The 17,101-nt window shown below is 65.7% G+C and carries 11 protein-coding genes; 10 read left to right on the forward strand and 1 reads right to left on the reverse strand.

The genetic code is table 11. The annotated features are described in order from the left end of the window. Positions 1–488 precede the first annotated feature (488 nt). Positions 489–1,808, forward strand: coding sequence for a group II intron reverse transcriptase/maturase (gene ltrA / locus WME97_RS04175; protein ID WP_437545495.1), 1,320 nt, complete (start codon positions 489–491; stop codon positions 1,806–1,808). A gap of 237 nt (positions 1,809–2,045) precedes the next feature. On the opposite strand, the gene WME97_RS04180 is transcribed toward ltrA, so the two are convergent. Next, complete coding sequence (locus WME97_RS04180; RefSeq protein ID WP_437549667.1) at positions 2,046–4,214, reverse strand: alkaline phosphatase D family protein; 2,169 nt, start codon at positions 4,212–4,214, stop codon at positions 2,046–2,048. 488 nt (positions 4,215–4,702) lie between these two features. Between WME97_RS04180 and WME97_RS04185 the strand changes: the two genes are divergently transcribed. The 9 genes from WME97_RS04185 (at position 4,703) to WME97_RS04225 (ending at position 16,760) form a co-directional block, all read left to right on the forward strand. Further along, positions 4,703–5,212, forward strand: a complete 510-nt coding sequence (locus WME97_RS04185; RefSeq protein WP_437549668.1) for a chemotaxis protein CheX — start codon at positions 4,703–4,705, stop codon at positions 5,210–5,212. A 947-nt stretch (positions 5,213–6,159) separates the two neighbouring features. Continuing rightward, complete coding sequence (locus WME97_RS04190) at positions 6,160–8,949, forward strand: nitrate- and nitrite sensing domain-containing protein (RefSeq protein WP_437549669.1); 2,790 nt, start codon at positions 6,160–6,162, stop codon at positions 8,947–8,949. Between the two features lie 48 nt (positions 8,950–8,997). Next, the gene (locus WME97_RS04195; RefSeq protein ID WP_437549670.1) at positions 8,998–9,534 is read left to right on the forward strand and encodes a chemotaxis protein CheX; all 537 of its coding nucleotides are present in this window, start codon (positions 8,998–9,000) and stop codon (positions 9,532–9,534) included. A 36-nt stretch (positions 9,535–9,570) separates the two neighbouring features. Continuing rightward, entirely contained in the window at positions 9,571–9,948 is a 378-nt protein-coding gene (locus WME97_RS04200) for a response regulator (RefSeq protein WP_437549671.1), read from the forward strand. Positions 9,949–10,610: 662 nt separating this feature from the next. Next, entirely contained in the window at positions 10,611–11,612 is a 1,002-nt protein-coding gene (locus tag WME97_RS04205; RefSeq protein ID WP_437549672.1) for a hypothetical protein, read from the forward strand. 4 nt (positions 11,613–11,616) lie between these two features. After that, on the forward strand, positions 11,617–12,507 hold the full coding sequence (locus tag WME97_RS04210; protein WP_437549673.1) for a CHAT domain-containing protein: 891 nt from the start codon (positions 11,617–11,619) through the stop codon (positions 12,505–12,507). A 113-nt stretch (positions 12,508–12,620) separates the two neighbouring features. Next, positions 12,621–14,081, forward strand: a complete 1,461-nt coding sequence (locus tag WME97_RS04215) for a caspase family protein (RefSeq protein ID WP_437549674.1) — start codon at positions 12,621–12,623, stop codon at positions 14,079–14,081. A 609-nt stretch (positions 14,082–14,690) separates the two neighbouring features. Further along, entirely contained in the window at positions 14,691–15,521 is an 831-nt protein-coding gene (locus tag WME97_RS04220; protein ID WP_437549675.1) for an SDR family oxidoreductase, read from the forward strand. Between the two features lie 150 nt (positions 15,522–15,671). Beyond that, complete coding sequence (locus WME97_RS04225) at positions 15,672–16,760, forward strand: nuclear transport factor 2 family protein (RefSeq protein ID WP_437549676.1); 1,089 nt, start codon at positions 15,672–15,674, stop codon at positions 16,758–16,760. The last annotated feature ends 341 nt before the right edge of the window (positions 16,761–17,101 follow it).

The raw sequence follows: 17,101 nt of genomic DNA on the forward strand, positions 1-17,101 counted from the left end.
CGTGAGGGGCTCGGCGATGCGTAGGCAGGTGAGTGAGCGAGCCGCAGCATGCCAGCCACGAAATCCTCCACTTTCCGGGTGCCCAGGGTGTTCTCTCGCCTGAAGGCAACAGCGTCCTACCTCGCAAGGGCGGGAGGGGGACGCACCCGGCGGGGTAGTTGGCTGCGGCGCGCAGCAAGAGGACGGTCCAGGCACCTGGGAGGCCCTCGTCTCTCCACGAGAAACGCCGGTACGACGGGGAGCCGGTGATCCGTCCCCGGGGCGAGACACGCCGCGGATGCCCGTGTCTCGCAGCCGAGCCCAGCGGGCTCCGCAAGGAAATGCGCATCCGCCTCGCGGTAGGCCCACAGCAAGGGGAACCGGAGCCGAAGCCGAAGGAGACGAGGGAGTCGGAGGGTCCCATACGAGCGACGACGCGGGCGAACGGAGGGCATCGGAGCCTGTCGAGCAAAGGGGACCCGTGTCGAGAGGAACTTCAGGAGGGAACCATGAGCGCTGCGATGACGGCGAACATCATGTCACCGGGACTGTTGAAGGTAAGGGAGAGAGCGGAGCGAGACCCGGAAGGGGTCCTCCTCGCGCTGGCGCACCTCATCGACGAGGAAGCGCTGCAGCGAGCGTACCGCAGCCTCCGCAACGAGGCAGCGGTGGGCGTGGATGGCATCACGAAGGAGCAGTACGGGCAGGACCTGGAGCGCAACGTTGGCGATCTGCACGCGCGGATGAAGTCGATGCGTTACCGGCACCAGCCCATCCGACGGGTGCACATCCCGAAGGAACGGGGCAAGACGCGACCGATCGGCATCTCGTGCACCGAGGACAAGATCGTCCAGGCCGCGGTGCGGGAGGTACTGGAGGTCGTCTACGAGCCGGTCTTCCGAGACGTCTCGTACGGGTTTCGGCCCGGTCGCAGCGCGCACGACGCGCTGCGCGCCCTGAACCGGATGCTGCTCGGCGGGGTGGAGTGGATCCTGGAGGCCGACATCGAGTCCTTCTTTGACAGCATCGACCGCACGAAGCTGATGGAGATGCTCCAGGCCCGGGTCGCCGACAAGTCGCTGCTGCGGCTGGTCGGCAAGTGCTTGCATGTAGGGGTCCTCGACGGCGCGGAGTTCTCCGTGCCGGAGGATGGGACGGTGCAGGGCTCGGTCCTGTCGCCGCTGCTGGGCAACGTCTACCTTCACCACGTGCTCGATCTGTGGATCGAGCGCGACGTCCAACCGCGGCTCATGGGTAAGGCCACCCTGATCCGCTACGCCGACGACTTCGTCATCGGCTTCGAAAGGGAGGACGACGCGAAGCGGATGATGGAGGTGTTGCCGCGACGCTTCGAGCGGTACGGACTGAAGCTGCACCTGGACAAGACCCGCCTTCTGCCCTTCGGGCGCCCGGACAACCGGGATTCCGGGGGCGAGGGTCCGGCGACCTTCGACTTCCTCGGCTTCACGCACTATTGGCGGCGAAGCCGATCGGGGCGATGGATGCCGGGCATGAAGACACGCAAGGCGCGCCTCCGACGGGCCATCACGGCCGTCGCCGACTTTTGCCGACGCCATCGGCACTTGCCGGTCAAGGAGCAGCACGCCGCGCTCACACGACGCATCGTCGGGCACTGCAACTACTTCGGCGTAAACGGAAACATTCGGAGCCTCGCGCTCTTGATCCGTGAGGCCGAACGGGCATGGCACAAGTGGCTATGCCGGCGGAGCCAGCGTGCGTACCTGAACTGGGAGCGATTCAAGACCCTGCTGCGGGATTTCCCGCTGCCCAGGCCGAGGACCCGCGTCCAGTTCTGGGCGTCCCCCTGAGTCCTCTCGGCGGAAGAGCCGGATGGTGGAAATCTCCTTGTCCGGATCTGGCGAGGGCCCCCCGGACCCGTCGGTCCGGGGGGCTACTCTACCGGGGAGGGAAATATTCAAAATACTCCCTGTCTCCCCGCCTCCCTGTTCAATTTCCCCGCTGAAAAGGGCTGCAAATACGGGGATTCATTGAGGGCACCGGAACACGCTCGTCCTCGGGCGACGAAGCCCGAGGGCTGACGGGCGTCAGACCCACGCCTGTGTGGTGGGATCCCAGCGCTTCCAGGCGCCGCCGTCGTCCACGTAGAGCTCGCTCTCCCCGGGGAGGGTGCGGAAGCGCTTGCTGGTGATCTTCAGATCGCCAATCCTTCCCGAGTAGTCGGTCTGCGCTTCGGTGGCCTTGATGCTCCGCATGTCGGCGACGAGCTCTTGCCCGCTCGCCTCGACCACAACATAGCCGTGGGCGTTGCTGTTGGCGTGGGCGAGGTGCGGGTTGATCTTCGTCTCGGGCGACGTGAGCAGCGCGTCGATGCTGAGGGCGAGCGCCGCGGCGCCCGGGAGCCCGCGCAGCGTCGGATCGCTCGCGACCTGGCTCGTCAGGATCTCGCGGAAGGACGCCGAGGAGACGGCGCCGCCCACGAGCTCGACGATCTTCTTCGTGGGATCGCCGCTCGGTCCGGGCGTGCCAGCGTAGAAGGCGTGGACGTCGCCGGTGATCGCCACGACGCCCCCCAGCCCGACGAGCCTCTCGAGCAGCTCGTCCCGCTTGTTGCGGAAGCCGTCCCAGGCGTCGGTGGTCGTGTAGAAGCTGCGCTTGAACTGGGCGGGGAGGGAATAGGGGCTGAGATCGACGGCGAGCTGGACGAGGCAGAACTCGTTGCCCCAGACCTTCCATGTCGCCTTCGAGCCTTCCATGGTGTCGAGGAACCAGGCCTCCTGCTCGGCGCCCATCATGGCCTCGCTCGCGCCCTGCGTCTCCTTGTAGCGGATGGCAGCGTAGATATCGAAGGTGTCCTTGGCCGTGAAGTAGCGGCTGCCGATCATCCCGTACGCGTTGATCTTGCCGAAATCCACGTAGGCGATGCCCCGCTCCAGGCCCGCTTCCGCGGCGTCGATGAGCGGGATCTGCGTGTCCTCCGGCAGGCCCTCGTTGGCGGCGGCGACGATCTCGTTGATGAAGGCGACGCTGATCTTCCCCGTCACCTCGGCGGGGTCGTAGCCCACGGTCTCCGCGGCCCCGAGGAGGACCGGCGCATAGATGCCGTCGCCGTAGGTCTCCACGTCCACGTAGGGCAGGGCGGCCGCGGGGACCTCCCCGAGCTCGGCCACGAGCTTCGGCTGATCGAGCGCGACCCTGCCGGGGAAAGCGTCCTCCGGGATGAGGTGATCCGGCCGGTAGCTGCGCAGATCGGTCATCACCAGGTGGACGTGCCGGCCGAACACGAAGTCGCGGTAGATGTGGAATTCGTCCGGGAGCGCGGCGTCCGGGTCGAGCTCGACGTCGCCGTAATCGACGGGCTGGTACTCGAACCAGGCCTGGTTCGCGGCCTTGCGCCGGTCCGCGTCGGTCTCGTCCTGCCGGCCGTCGAAATAGGTGGCCGTGGCGCCGAAGCAGTCGTTCGAGAACTCGTGGTCGTCCCACGTGGCGATCATCGGGAAGCTCTCGTGGACCTTCTGGAGGTTCGCGTCGGAGCGGTACGTCCTGTAGAGCTCCCGGTAGTTATCGAGCGATCTCGCCGCGTGGTAGGCGCCGTCGCCGTCACCGAGGGAGATGCTGCCGGCCAGGTCGGTGAAGACGACGCGGCGCCCGGCCGTGCTCTGGAAGCTGGGGTCGCCGTCCGTCTCGTAGATGTAATCGCCGAGGTGGACGAAGAAATCGAGCTCCTCCTGGGCGAGCGCCAGGTAGGTGTTGTAGTACCGGCCCACGTAATCCTGGCACGACACGTAGGCGAAGCGGACCTTGACGTCCGCCTCCTCGGCCGGGGCGGTCTTGGCGCGCCCCACGCGGGACACGTAGCTCGTCCCGCCCTTCACGTAGATGAAGCGGTAGTAGTAGACCGTGCCCGCCGCGAGGCCGCGGACCTTCACCTTCACGCAGTGATCGTGCCTCGCGAGCGCCTTCACCTTCGCCTGTCCGGCGTCGAGCGCCACCCGCTGCGCGAACCCGGCGTCGGTCGCGACCTCGACCTCGAGATCGAGATCCGCTGCGCCGTCCTGCACGCGGGTCCAGAGGACGACGCTGCCGGGGCGCGGATCGCCGGAGGCGACCGACTGGGGGAAGTACTCGGACCCGTCCGCGAGCTCGCGCTCGTCGCCGAGCGGGTTGATCGTCTCGGGATCGTCGCCGCAGGCCGGGACGACCAGCGCGCCGGCGGTGACGAGCGTGGCTCGAAGGAAATCTCTGCGCTTCAGCATCGGGCGATCAGGGAATCCTGGAACTTTCGCTGATGTCAATCTCCTCGTGGACCCCGCCGCTTCGCGCGCTGCCGGCCACGCCTGCACAGCGCAAAGCGCGGCGTCCGGTGAGTGGGGCACGTGTGTGTGCCAACCTACGTGCCGAGCGTTGACGTGCGGGGTCAAGCGCGGCTGGGCGTGGTCAGGCGTGGTCAGGCGTGCTCAGGCGTGATAGACAAGCCTTCGCGTGCTCGTGCGTCCTGTCCGAGGACCGCATTGGTCCTCGAGGGATAGATGAGCTAAGTTGAGCGTTTATCATGCGGCGGCGGAGCACGACACCGGAGGGTGAGTCCGACATGAGGTCGGGGCACAGCATCTCTGACCGCCCCGGCGCCGAGCGTCGCGACTCGTTCCCCCCGCCCCGATCCGGGCAGCCATCCTCCCGGCCCGGGCTCTCCGGCCCGTCCAGCGAGCCGTCGCCTGCTCCAAGGTCTGCTTCGTCGCGCAAGGTGCGGACCATCGACGTCCTCGTTCAGGGCGCGACCGTGGAGCTCTTCCATTTTTACGGCGTCGCCATAGCGCCAGCGGACATCGGGGAGAGCCGCGACGAGGCGCTCGTTCACAGCGATCCCGTGAGCACGGTCGAGTTCTCCGCGCCCGGCTTCTCCGGCCTGCTGGCCCTGTCGGCGCACCCCGGCGTGTTTCGCGCGATGACGGGGCTGCCGCCCGGGCTCGACAGCGTCGACGACTGGATGCGCGAGGTCGTCAATCAGCTCATGGGAAAGGTGAAGAGCCGCCTCGCGCGGTTCCAGATAGCGCTTCACGCCGAGCTGCCGCAGCTGCGCCGCGCGAGCGACGTGGCGCGGCGGTACCGGGGCAGCAAACAGCAGTTCTGCTATGCCTTCCGGACGTTGAAGGGCGAGGTCGTCGTCACGCTGGGCGGCGACTTCGACGAGAGCTCGCTGGTGTTCTCGAACTCGTCCCCGCTTCCGCTCGATGGCAAGGTGATCCTGTTCTGAGCCCTCTTGCGCGGCGCCTGCGCCGCGCAGTCTAGAACACCGATCACGTTGAAATCCGGAGAATTTTCACAGGGAGGCGGGGAGGCGGGGAGGAAGAAAAAATGAAATTCTCCCTCTTGCCGTCTCTCGCTCCGCGCCTCCCCGCCTCCCTGTGAAATTCCTGCTTTTTCTCGTGATTTCAACCCGTTTGTCGCGCTAGGGGCTGCCGCCGCCGGCACCGCCGCTGCCCGTGGCGCCGCCGCCAGCGCCACCGTTGGCGCCGCCGCTGCCGATGGAGGCGGGGGCGCCGCGGCCGCGCCGGTGGCGGGGGGCGCCGCGGCCGCTCCGGTCGCGGCAGGCGCGGCGGGGGGCGCTCCGGTCGTGGGGGGCGCGGCGGGGGGCGCTCCGGTCGTGGGGGGGCGCCGGGGCGACGCCGGCGCCAGGGCTCTGCGCATGTGCGAGAGATGCCGTGAAGAGCACTGCTCCGCTGGCTGCGCTCGAAGCGCGCGCGAGGCGACCTGTCCGCGCTTGCCGCAGTGAACTCCGACCCATCATCATTGATTTCTCCCCGTTCGCAGAGCCTTCGTCGCGGCTCCAGCCGACGTCGAACGCGCTCTTGCGGACTCGCGAACTTCACGCGTAGCATGCACGGCCACGAGGACGGGCGTGAACTCGACGCGCTCCGTTACGCTCCGGTGCACCACGGCTGGGTGAGACATCACAACAGGAAAGAACGTGAATCAGGGGAGCGTACATGGTGCGCGGGCGAACGTTGATGATGACTCCACGTGTGCACGTGTTGATTGTCATTTGCGTCAGCCGCGCCGCGCGCGGGGGGCAGCTCGCCAGGTGCTCGTGCTGAGTGCGCCGCGCGGGGGGACAGGCGTTCGCGCGAGACCCCTCGTCATGAAGCACACGAGATGCGCGCGGGCGCCGCGCCGCGGGGGCCACGCCGGGGGGACGGGGGCATGCCGACATTGCGTAGCGCTTCGATTCGACTGAAGCTGTGGTCGCTCGCCGGCGTCCCCGTCGCGGGGGCCCTGCTGCTGGCGGCGATGATCGTCGGCGACGCGCGGCAGCAGGCGGCGAGGGCGGCGGGGATAGGCTCGATCGAGGACCTCGCGCAGCTCTCCTCGATCATGGCGCAGCCGCTGCACGCCCTCCAGAAGGAGCGGGCGTGGACCGCGCTGGTCGAGGGGCTGGAGGCCCGTCCTCCGGAGATGACCGACGTCGAGGGCGAGCGGCGCGCCGCGCCGCCGCTCAATCGCGCAGCGGAGCTCCTGAGCGCCGGCGGCCAGCTCCGGGACGCGCGGGTGGCGACCGACGAGAGCCTCGCCCAGCTCGACGCGTTCCTGGCCGCGCGCGACCTCTCCGGGCTGCCGCGCCGGCTCGCCCGCGATCTCGCGGAGGGGCGCGCCAAGGTCGGCGAGCTCGGCGCGTTCCGGGCCCAGGCCGACGCGAAGACGGTGTCGCTCGACAGCGTGCTGAGGGTCTTCGGCGGCATCAACGTGAGCCTCATCCGGGCCAACGCCGGCCTCTCCGAGCTGAGCGACGAAGGCGAGCTCCTGCGCAGCATCCAGTCGATCGTCGCCGTCCACGAGTTCGCCGAGCGCGCCAGCCGCCAGCACGCGCTGCTCGCGCACGCCTTCGCGTCCACGCTGTTCGAGCCGGGGGCCTTCAAGACGCTCGTGACGCTGATGACGGAGGAGCAGCTCTATCACGAGGAGTTCATCGCCAACGCGTCGGAGCCGGCGCGGGCGCTCTACGACGCCGCCCGCTCCAACCCGCGCGTGCGGCGCGCCGACGAGCTGCGCGCCGCCGCCATCGCGTCGACCGACGAGGCGCTGGCGATCGATCACGACGCGTGGTTCGAGGCGCAGCAGGGGCGCGTCGACGGGCTCGCCGCGATCGAGGAGGAGGCGATCTCCGGGATGAGGCGCGCCGCGGCGGCCAGGGTCGCGGACACGCGGAGGACGGTGCGCGACGGCGTCGCGGTCTCGGCGTTCGTGCTGCTCGTGTCGGTCGCGCTGGCGCTGGTCCTCGTGCGGGGGATCTCCCGATCGCTCGAGGTCCTCGGCGAGGCCGCTGCCCACGTCCGGCGGACGCGCGACTACACGACGCGCGCCCGCAAGACCGCCGACGACGAGTTCGGGGCGCTCACGGACGCCTTCAACGAGATGCTGGCGGGCATCCAGGCGCGCGACGAGGTCCTCGAGGGCCACCGGCAGAACCTCGAGGCCACGGTCGCCGAGCGGACCTCGGAGCTCGAGAAGCGCAACCGGGAGATGCGCCTCGTCCTCGACAACGTCGATCAGGCCCTCGTGACCATCCACCGGGACGGCACGATGGAGCCCGTGCACTCCGCCGCCTTCGAGCGCCTCTTCGGCGTGCCGGCGCGCGACGAGCACTTCGCCGATCGCATCGCCGGCCACGATCCGCGGGCCAGCGCGTTCCTCAGGATGGGGTGGGAGGCGGCCTGCGACGACTTCCTCCCGCTCGAGGTCGTCCTCGACCAGCTCCCGAAGACCTTGCACCGCGAGGGCCGCTACCTCGCGCTCGGCTTCAAGCCGATCCTGTCGGGAGAGGGCCAGTTCAACGGGGCGCTGATGGTGATCACGGACGTCACGTCCACGATCGCCTCCGTGCGCGAGGCCGAGCAGCAGCACGAGTACATCCAGGTGTTCGAGCGGGCCGTGAAGGACCGGCTCGGCCTCGTCGGCTTCGTCAACGACACGACGAAGCTCGTCGACGCGGTGAGCGCGCGGTCCAGCGGCGAGGTGGACGAGGTGATGCGCCTCGTGCACACGATCAAGGGGAACGCCGGGCTCTGGGACGTGACGAGCGTGGCGAGGGTGGCGCACGAGATCGAGAGCTTCGTCGTCGAGGAGCGCGCGCTGCCGTCCGACGAGCAGATCGACGCGCTGAGGGACGTGTGGCTCGCGTTCGTGGGGCGCGTGAGCGTCCTGCTCGCGTCGACGGCGCAGTCCTCGCGCGCCGACGTCGGCCATGAAGAGGTCGATGCCCTGCTCGCCATGGTGCGCCAGCGCCGCGACCCCGCCGAGATCGAGCGGGCCATCGCGGCCCTCCGCGACGAGCGGACCGAGGTGCGGTTCAGCCGGATGAAGGACCAGGCCGAGACGCTGGCCCGGAAGCTCGGCAAACCGAAGCCCGAGGTGCGCATCGACGCCGGGGGCGTCCGGCTGCCCGCGTCGCGGTTCGCCGGGATGTGGCAGGCGCTGGGCCACGTCGTGCGCAACGTGATGGATCACGGGATCGAGCGGCCGGAGGCGCGCGAGGCGGCGGGCAAGCCGTCGAGGGGCACGCTCACGCTCCGCTCGCGGATGACGGCGGACGAGATCGTCATCGAGGTCGGCGACGACGGCGCGGGCATCGACTGGGAGCGCGTGCGCGAGAAGGCCGTGGCCGTCGGGCTCTCGGGCGCGACGCGGCGCGATCTCGAGGCCGCGCTGTTCGCGCCCGGCTTCAGCACGGCCGAGCAGGTCACGGACGTCTCCGGCCGCGGCGTCGGTCTCGGCGTGGCGCTCCACGAGTGCCGGCGGCTCGCAGGTCGGATAGAGCTCGACACCGAGCGCGGCCAGGGCACGACCTTCCGCTTCCGGTTCCCCCGGGATTCGAGCGACGCCACGGGGGTGTCGCTCACGACTGCCTCGCTGCCGCCTCCGAGCGGGCGGGGCTCGCTGGTACCTCCCCCTTCGCGGGGCGGATCGAGCCCGGGCATGGCGTCGGGGAGCGCGTGACACGGTGAGCACATCGACAATGCAGAGCGAGATATCGAGGAGAGGGGAATGAACTCGGAGAGCTGGGACCGCATCCACGAGGAGCTCGCTTCGTCGTGCGTCCACCTGTTTCGCGACAACGGCGTCGATCTCGGGCGGCTGGACGACGCGGCGTCGGAGGCGACGCCGGGCAACGCGGTGGTCTCCTTCATCGGCTTCACGGGCGACCACCTTCGGGGGAGCCTGACCATCGTCGCCCCCCTGGCGCTCATCACGCGCAGCCACCCGCTGCGAGAGCGGCGCGAGATCGACGAAGACATGGTGTGCGACTGGGCGAGCGAGCTCGCCAACCAGCTGCTCGGGCGGGTGAAGAACCGCCTGCGCCACCTCGGGCTGGTCATCGTGCTGTCGACGCCGAGCGCCGCGATCGGCGAGCACCTGCGCGCGAGGGAGGAGCAGAGCGAGGGCTTCCGGCGGCTCCTGTTCGCCGCGGGGCCCGACCGGCTCGTCGTGCTCTTCGACGCGCTGGCCCCCGACGACGCGCTGGAGCTCGAGGAAGTGAACATGCCCGATCCGCAGCCCGAGGGCGAAGTGCTGCTGTTCTGAGCCGGATGGCCGTACACGCAAGAGGAGACACGTCACATGGCCAAGAAAATTCTTCTCGTCGAGGATTCGAGTACGGTCCGCCAGCAGGTCGGCATTCTCCTGTCGGGGGCGGGTTATGGCACGCTGGAAGCGGACAACGGCCGAGATGCGGTCGCCACGGTCGCCGCCCACAAGGATGATCTGGCGATGATCATCGCGGACGTGAACATGCCCGTGATGAACGGGATCGAGATGATCCAGAGCTTGCGGGACAAGGGGCTCGCGTCGGGCGTCCCGATCCTGATGCTCACCACCGAGGGGCAGCCGGAGCTCATCGAGAAGGCCCGGAAGGCCGGCGCGAAGGGCTGGATCATCAAGCCGTTCAAGCCGGACCTGTTGCTCGCCGCGGTGAAGAAGCTCGCCGGCGAGCCCTGAAGCTGCGGCGGCGCAAGGGGAGCGCGTCTCCCATTCACGAAGGGCGTCGGTCCCCGTTGAGGTCGCCGATGCTGAGCGCCGCGGGATCTTCGTTCGCGGCGGCGGAGGCCCGAAAGGTCGAATCTCAACCACCGCCGGTGCGACACGGATCTGTCCGACGGCGCTGGATAGCGCTTGGTACTTGCGGCGCAGCGCCGATCCGTGTGACCCTCGGTGCGGCAGGTCACCAAAGGCGCCCCAATGGACACATCTCAATTCACCGGTTTCAGTTGACCAGTCGCCTACTCGTTGGGCATGCACTAGCAGTGACATCCTCACGCAACATCAAGCCATATTCTCTGGCCCTGGCGACATCCACCTCAACAGGATCCACAAGATTCGGCTTGGCATCCGTGCGCCAAGCGCACGGGCTTTCCGTTCGAATCTCGCCCTGCGCCTACAGTGCCGTTAAGAGGCAATTTCAATGACCAAGAAGAAAATACCCATACCCCCTACCACAACGCCTTCGAAGCCGGTCATCGAAGAGGTCATACGGAAGGGGCCTCCCACTCGGCAATTTGATAGCCCGAAGGAGCCGCGTCCGACCCCGCCTACGAAGCCCCGCACACCGTCAAAGCCGCCTGGCTCTACGAAGCGCTAGCGCTCCCGACACGGTACGCAATATGGACCTCGTCACAGTGCTCATCAGCTTCGTTGGAACGCTTGCTGCGCTCGCCATCACTAAGACAATCGAGCGTGCTATCGTGCGGCGTCTTGATGCAGCTGACCTTTCAAGAGATGCCCTCGTAGACGTCTTAAGCACCCTAACATCCGCTCATGCAGTCCTGAAGTCACTTCTCGCCGAGGAGCACCCCAGATCGATCAGTGATCTTCCGTTCACTCCGAGCGGCTGGGAAATATCTCCGCTTTCCCTGTCGCTTGAGAAGCTTCTTTCCGTTTTTGACGACGAGGAGATTCACAGACTTGTGATGCTCTTCTTCGAGCGAAACAGACTGTTTGTCGCGCGTTCGACGGAACATGCGGTCTCGTTTTTCTGGCTTTTAGATAATCCCGGTGTCGACTGGGAAAACCCGAGATCTAGAGAGCGTGTTGAAACGCTCAAGGTCACGCGCGCTCGAATGAGAGACTATGCCCGTGATATCCTTTCTATCGGCTGGGAGCTCGCCGACCGGTTGACTCGATACGCCGATGAACAGCCATCATACGTGCGGTCAATGCGAGGGGGTGTTCACAGTTTCATTGCCAAGCATTATCATCTGAAACCCGAGGACATCAGCCTGCGAGCATCGTATTACGCCGTTGGCGGCGTCCCAGCCGTATACGATCCCGAGGTTCCAATGTACTCACTTATATGGGACGACGCTTGCGCGCAATGCTTCGCTCCGCTCGGCGCGTGTATTGATGTGGTGGCAGAGTGGCCAGGTGAAGTCTCGACGACGGAGCACGCGTTCACTATTCCGGCGCTTCGGGTGGTCACACTGCCACGGGCACTGTTGGTTAAAAAATTGTCTTTGCGGATCGCTGGTCGTCGCGAAAGGGTGCATGAACTGCGATCGACCAAGTTGCCGCCGGGCACTTCGACCGCGGACGTGAGCCAAATCGTCTTGGCCTCCGATGATTGTCTTGCGGTTGAGTCGTTCGACAAGCCCATGCAAACCACATAAGATCATGGCGTCTCAAGGCAAAAGAGTAGGCACAAGGAAAGTTCTTGCTGTTTTTGCGAATCCTAAAGATACAGATTCGCTTCGTGTAGGAGAGGAGCAGCGCGTCATTCAGCAATGCATAGAGCAGTGTGCCCCGAACGGGCGCTTGCGCGTTGATGTCCGGACGGCTGCCACGGTCGACGACCTGTCAAGAGCTTTGCTTAGCGAGCGGTACTTGATCGTGCATCTCTCCGGACATGGTACAGAACATGGCTTCTATCTGGAGGACGAACACGGTAATTTCTTTGTGCCGCCACCGGCTGCCCTCGCAAAGCTGCTGGGCGACTATTCGCCACCAATTGAGTGCGTTGTCCTTAATAGCTGTTACTCGTTGCGGTGTGGGATGTTGGCAGCATTTAACGTGCCGTATACGATTGCCTCGGAAGGGCCCCTGAGTGATCGGTCGGCCATAGAATTTTCTCGTGGTTTTTATGATGCCATCGCCCGAAATTGGAAAGTTGTCGATGCGTACCACGAAGGAGTTCGCCGATGCTTGCTGAAAGGGTGTAAGCCGCACGATGTTCCCACGTTGCTTGAACGCAACGACATCTTGAGGCGCCCGCGAAATCAGCTTCCCATTCCGTTGGATGACGGCTCGGTCGTCCTCCCTCAAGAGGTTGTCGCAGAGGGTCAGTGTCGATGTGAGCGCAATGCTTGTGTCGGCTTCGATCGAAAAGTGTACTGCTATTTCAAGTCTGGGCTGTCGAAGTGGGTAATTGTGAAAAATTTGTATTGGCGCTGTTATGACGAGATCATCCGCTGTCCTCGTTGTCGGCGGCAGCATAAGCGGGGCCACGTTGGTCGACCACGAATTTGTCGCGTGCCTTATCGTCATCCCGTTCTGCAACGTGATTGACGGTGTGTCTACATTGGGCTCTTGATGCAGTGTGCTCAACAATCGGCTCAAGGTGGCGAGCGCCTTCGGTGCTCGCAGGCTGCCCGAGATCGAGCCAAAACATTGGAGGAAAAATGCGGCGTTTAGGTATTGTCATCGGGTGCGGTGCATATGCATCACCTGGTAGCGAACTTCCCGCTGCGGCGAACGACGCGCGCACGGTCGCGCGATTCCTGGAGCAGGGGAATCTGTGTGACGAGGTGCTTTGCCTCGTTGATGTCGAGACTGCCGCTCAGACGAAGCAACAGTTGTCATCTTTTGTGCAGAAGCATCAGGCGTCGCGCGCGCAGGAAGTCATCTTCTACTTTTCAGGGCACGGTCTCTATAGGGACGGTGAATTTTTCTACGTTCTTAGGAACTATGATGAACTTCGGCCACGCGAGACTTGCCTGGAAAATAGCGAGTTGGACGACATGCTGCGCGCCTTGTCGCCCGATCTGACCGTCAAGATCGTCGATGCCTGCAATTCTGGCGTGCCTTACGTGAAGGCTCCGTTGGAGCCGACACAATTGGAAAAACATATTGATGAAACACAGCGACGGTTTTCAAAGTGTTATTTTCTCTTTTCGTCCTATCGCGATCAGTCGTCCTACGCTGATGACAAGTATAGTTATTTTACGAGGGTCTTGCTTGACTCGATCGCTTCTCACAGCCTTGGGACGATTCGTTACAAGGACCTGGTCAGCGCTGCGGCCGATGCGTTCGAAGGTGATCCACATCAACGTCCATTTTTTGTCATACAAGCCGACCAGACGGAGGTGTTCTGCACGCTCACTGAGCAACTGAAGCGCTTACTGGCCGGTGCGCTAGAGCCTTCAGACAGGCAGCCTATTGCGTCCGAGCCCGGGCCAGTGCAACTGGTAGTTTCCGCGCTTAGGCGGGATGCTGCGCGGTTCGTAACACCTGAGGTGGCGCACGAACGACTGGAAGCGCTGCGCGATGGCCTTTCGAACGCACCCGTGCCGGGACCACTCCTCGAGTTGTATTCGACTGAATGTGTTTCATGCAGCGGTAGAGGTACCCACCCCGGTGCGGCCAAGGTGGGTGAATGGATTCTCGACTATGGGGCGGATGTGCTCGCAAAAGCTAAGTTCAAGCTTGTAAGCGAAGCCCAGACAATGCTGGACCAGATCGCAGGTGTGGTCCCGCGGAAATTTGAATCAAAAGATGTCGAGAGTTATGAGCATACGGTTGTGCTTCCGTTTGCACGGTTAGAGCTGAAGGCCGTGGCGTTGCTTCCGAATCTTCACCTGTTCAAGCTAATCGTTGTGCCCGTGCTTTCGCGGTCAGATGTTCATCTCTTTGCTGGGATTTGTGAGTATGGTCATAGTACTTGGACGGATATGAAGCTCCTGAAAAATCCTGTTTGGAATAGTACTAAGGTTCCAATGGCGTCAGGTGATCTGCTTGCTTCCACGGTGAAGATGGAGACCCGAAGGTTGTGGGATGCGCTCGCGAAGCATGTTGCCCAATCTGCGGGTGCCAAGAAGGAGGACGGGGAGGCGTTTCTTCGGTTAGTGCGGGAGTCTGGTTAACACACACTGTGTTGCAGCCGGATGGCCTGGAGCCTGGGGATCTCGGCGTGTCGACGGTGGTAACTGGGGCACCGAGGCAGCCAGCGGGTCATCATGTGGGCGGCGGCCAGACGATAGGTGGCAAAGGAGTGGCTGAAATGGCGCTCAGGCCGCGAGCGGGAACGGTGCGAGGACACGCGTCCGTTCGGACGAGGGGGAAGAATGCCGCGCGCGTTTGGCGACAACAAACGCGTAGCAGCAGAGCGCGACGGTGACATGATGGTGCCAGCCGGGCAAGCGCCGGTTTTCTAAGTGATCCAGGCCGAGCTCGCCCTTTAACTCCTCGTAGACCTTCTCGGTACGGTATCGCATCCTTGTGGATGCGCACGATCTCTCGCCGGGACATCCGGGCGGGTAGCGTCGTGAGGGCGAACTTCGTTGGCCGACGTTCTCCGCCGAGCCACTCGATCAGAAGCCAGGGCGGCTCGTGGTGCGCGATCGTAAGGCCACCGCGGTGCGCTGCGCGCACGCGCCGCAGTGCGAAGCGCGAGGACAGCGTGCGCGCAGCGCACCGCGCAGGAGCTTGACACGAGCGATTTTATCGTATGGCCTGTCCTGCTCGGAGAGCCCATGAAAAAAGCGTGGAAGGATGCAGTCACCTTCATCACGGGCGGCGGCTCGGGGATCGGTCGAGCGCTCAGCCTGGAGCTCGCGCGGCGCGGCGCGCGCGTGACGGTGACGGACGTGAACGGCGACGCCGCTGCGAAGGTGGCGGCCGAGGCCGGCAACGGTGCTTCGTCGCGCACTCTCGACGTGCGCGACGAGGCGGGCATGCGTGAGGCCATCGAGGACACGGCAGCCCGCGGCGGGCGCCTCGACTTGCTCATCAACAATGCGGGGATCGGCGTCGCCGGCGAGGCGCACGAGATCCCGCTCCCGCACTGGAACCGCGTCCTCGACGTCAACGTGCGCGGCGTGCTGCACGGCATCGTGGCGGGCTACCCGATCATGGTGCGCCAGAAGAGCGGCCATATCCTCAACGTGGCATCGCTCGCCGGCCTGGGCCCAGCGCCGCTCTTCACGCCGTACGCGATGACCAAGCACGCCGTCGTCGGTCTCAGCACGAGCCTGCGAATCGAGGCGGCGGCCTACGGCGTCCACGTCAGCGTGCTCTGCCCGGCCGCGGTCGAGACCCCGATCCTGGACTCCGAGAACCCCCCCGATCTGCCGGCGGTCCCGTGGGTTCCGAACGCGCGACGCCTGCTCGAGGCCTTTGCCGGCCCGCCTTACCCGGCCGACGCGCTCGCGCGCGAGGCGCTCGATGCGGCCGCCGCCGACGTGCCCGTCATCGTGCTCCCCTCGCGCGCACGCTTGCTCTGGCGCCTCGGCAGGATGTTCCCGGCGCTCGTCGAGAAGGGCGGCCGAGACGAGATCGCCAAAGAGCGAGCGACGCGAGGGTGAGCGTTCGAGCGTGGGGGGTGCTCCACCCCTCGGCGCAGACGCTGAGCTCGCCATTCGAAAAGCTCCTTCAGAACTTCAGCATGTTTGAAACGCTCCGCGGCCCATGCGCCGCGGATTGCCTCCGGGTGCGCGGCGCGATAGGGAGCGTGGATGAACATCGCTCCTTGGATCGGGCTGGCGGCCGTCTGCCTCTTCGTGGCGTGCTCCGACGAATCGGGCGATACGCCTGACGATCAAGGCGGCACCACCGGCGGCAACACGACAGCAGCGTCGGCGGGCAGCAGCGGCGCGGGGGGCGACGCGTCGTCCGCGGGTTCGACGTCCTCGGGCTCGACGTCCTCGGCTGGTTCTCCCGCTTCCACGGGGAGCGGCGGGGAGCCGCAGGGCTCGGGTGGTGATGCGCAGGGCTCGGGCGGGAGCGCGCAGGGCTCGGGGGGCGACGCGCAGGGCGGCGCCGGCGTCGGGGGGAGCGGCGCTGGCGTCGGGGGCGGCGACGTTGGGAGCCGCTGTGATCCGGAGGAGTCGCGCGCGAACAAGGCCCTCGTCGCGCAGGCCATCGACGCGCTGTTCGTCCAGAAGGACGTCTCGGCGATCGATCGCTATTGGGCCGATCCCTACCTCCAGCACAACCCGATCGCGACGAGCGGCGTCGCCACGCTCAAGAACCTGATGCGGGGAATCGTCACGTCGGGGTCGTTCAGCTACCAGCGCCTGCGCACGTTCGGCGAGTGTGATCTCGTGGTCGTGCAGGGCCGCTATTCACAGACCGGCGTGATCTTCGACATGTTCCGCGTGAAAGACGACAGGATCATGGAGCACTGGGACTCCGACTCGAACCAGGCCTCGGCTACGGACGGCCCGACGGCGGTCGAGGACGAGGCGCTCACGGGGCAGAACCGCGCGCACGTGCTGAGCTTCATCGACGCCGTGCTCATCGGAGGGGCGCACGCGCGAGCATCGGAGTTCCTCGGGGGGAGCTACGTCGAGCACCGCGACACCGACGCGAGCGGCCCCGCCGCGCTCGTCGAGTACGTGAAGGACGAGGGCATCAGCTACGTCAAGGTGCACCACGTCATCGCCGACGGGAACTTCGTCTTCACCCTGTCGGAAGGGAAGCGCAACAACGCCGCCTATGGCTTCTACGATCTGTTCCGCGTCGAGGGCGGCGACATCGTCGAGCACTGGGACTCGCGGCGCTCGGTGCCCAGCTCGACCATGAGCGGGCTCCCGATCTTCTAGAACACCGATTACGTCGAAACCCGGAGAATTTTCACAGGGAGGCGAGGAGGCGGGGAGGAAGAAGAAATGAATTTCTCCCTCTTCCTGTCTCTCGCTCCCCGCCTCCCCGCCTTGTATGAACCTCGGGAGCGCCTGGTCTACGTCGTCGTCGTCGCTGACGAGGGGGGCCCGGGGGGAGACCGGCAACTTGGGGGAGCTCGGGGGAAAGCTCGTCCGGTGGGCGCCGAAGAGTTAAAAGAGCTGCCCCGCGGCAGATCGACCCCGCCCTGGTCTCGAAGACCGTCAGGGAGCTGAGGTCGCCGCGGTGTAGGTCTCCTCGCAGAGCCCGAACGGCTGCCTGA

The organism is Sorangium sp. So ce367 (assembly GCF_051520455.1).
Classification (GTDB): domain Bacteria; phylum Myxococcota_A; class Polyangia; order Polyangiales; family Polyangiaceae; genus Sorangium; species Sorangium cellulosum_B.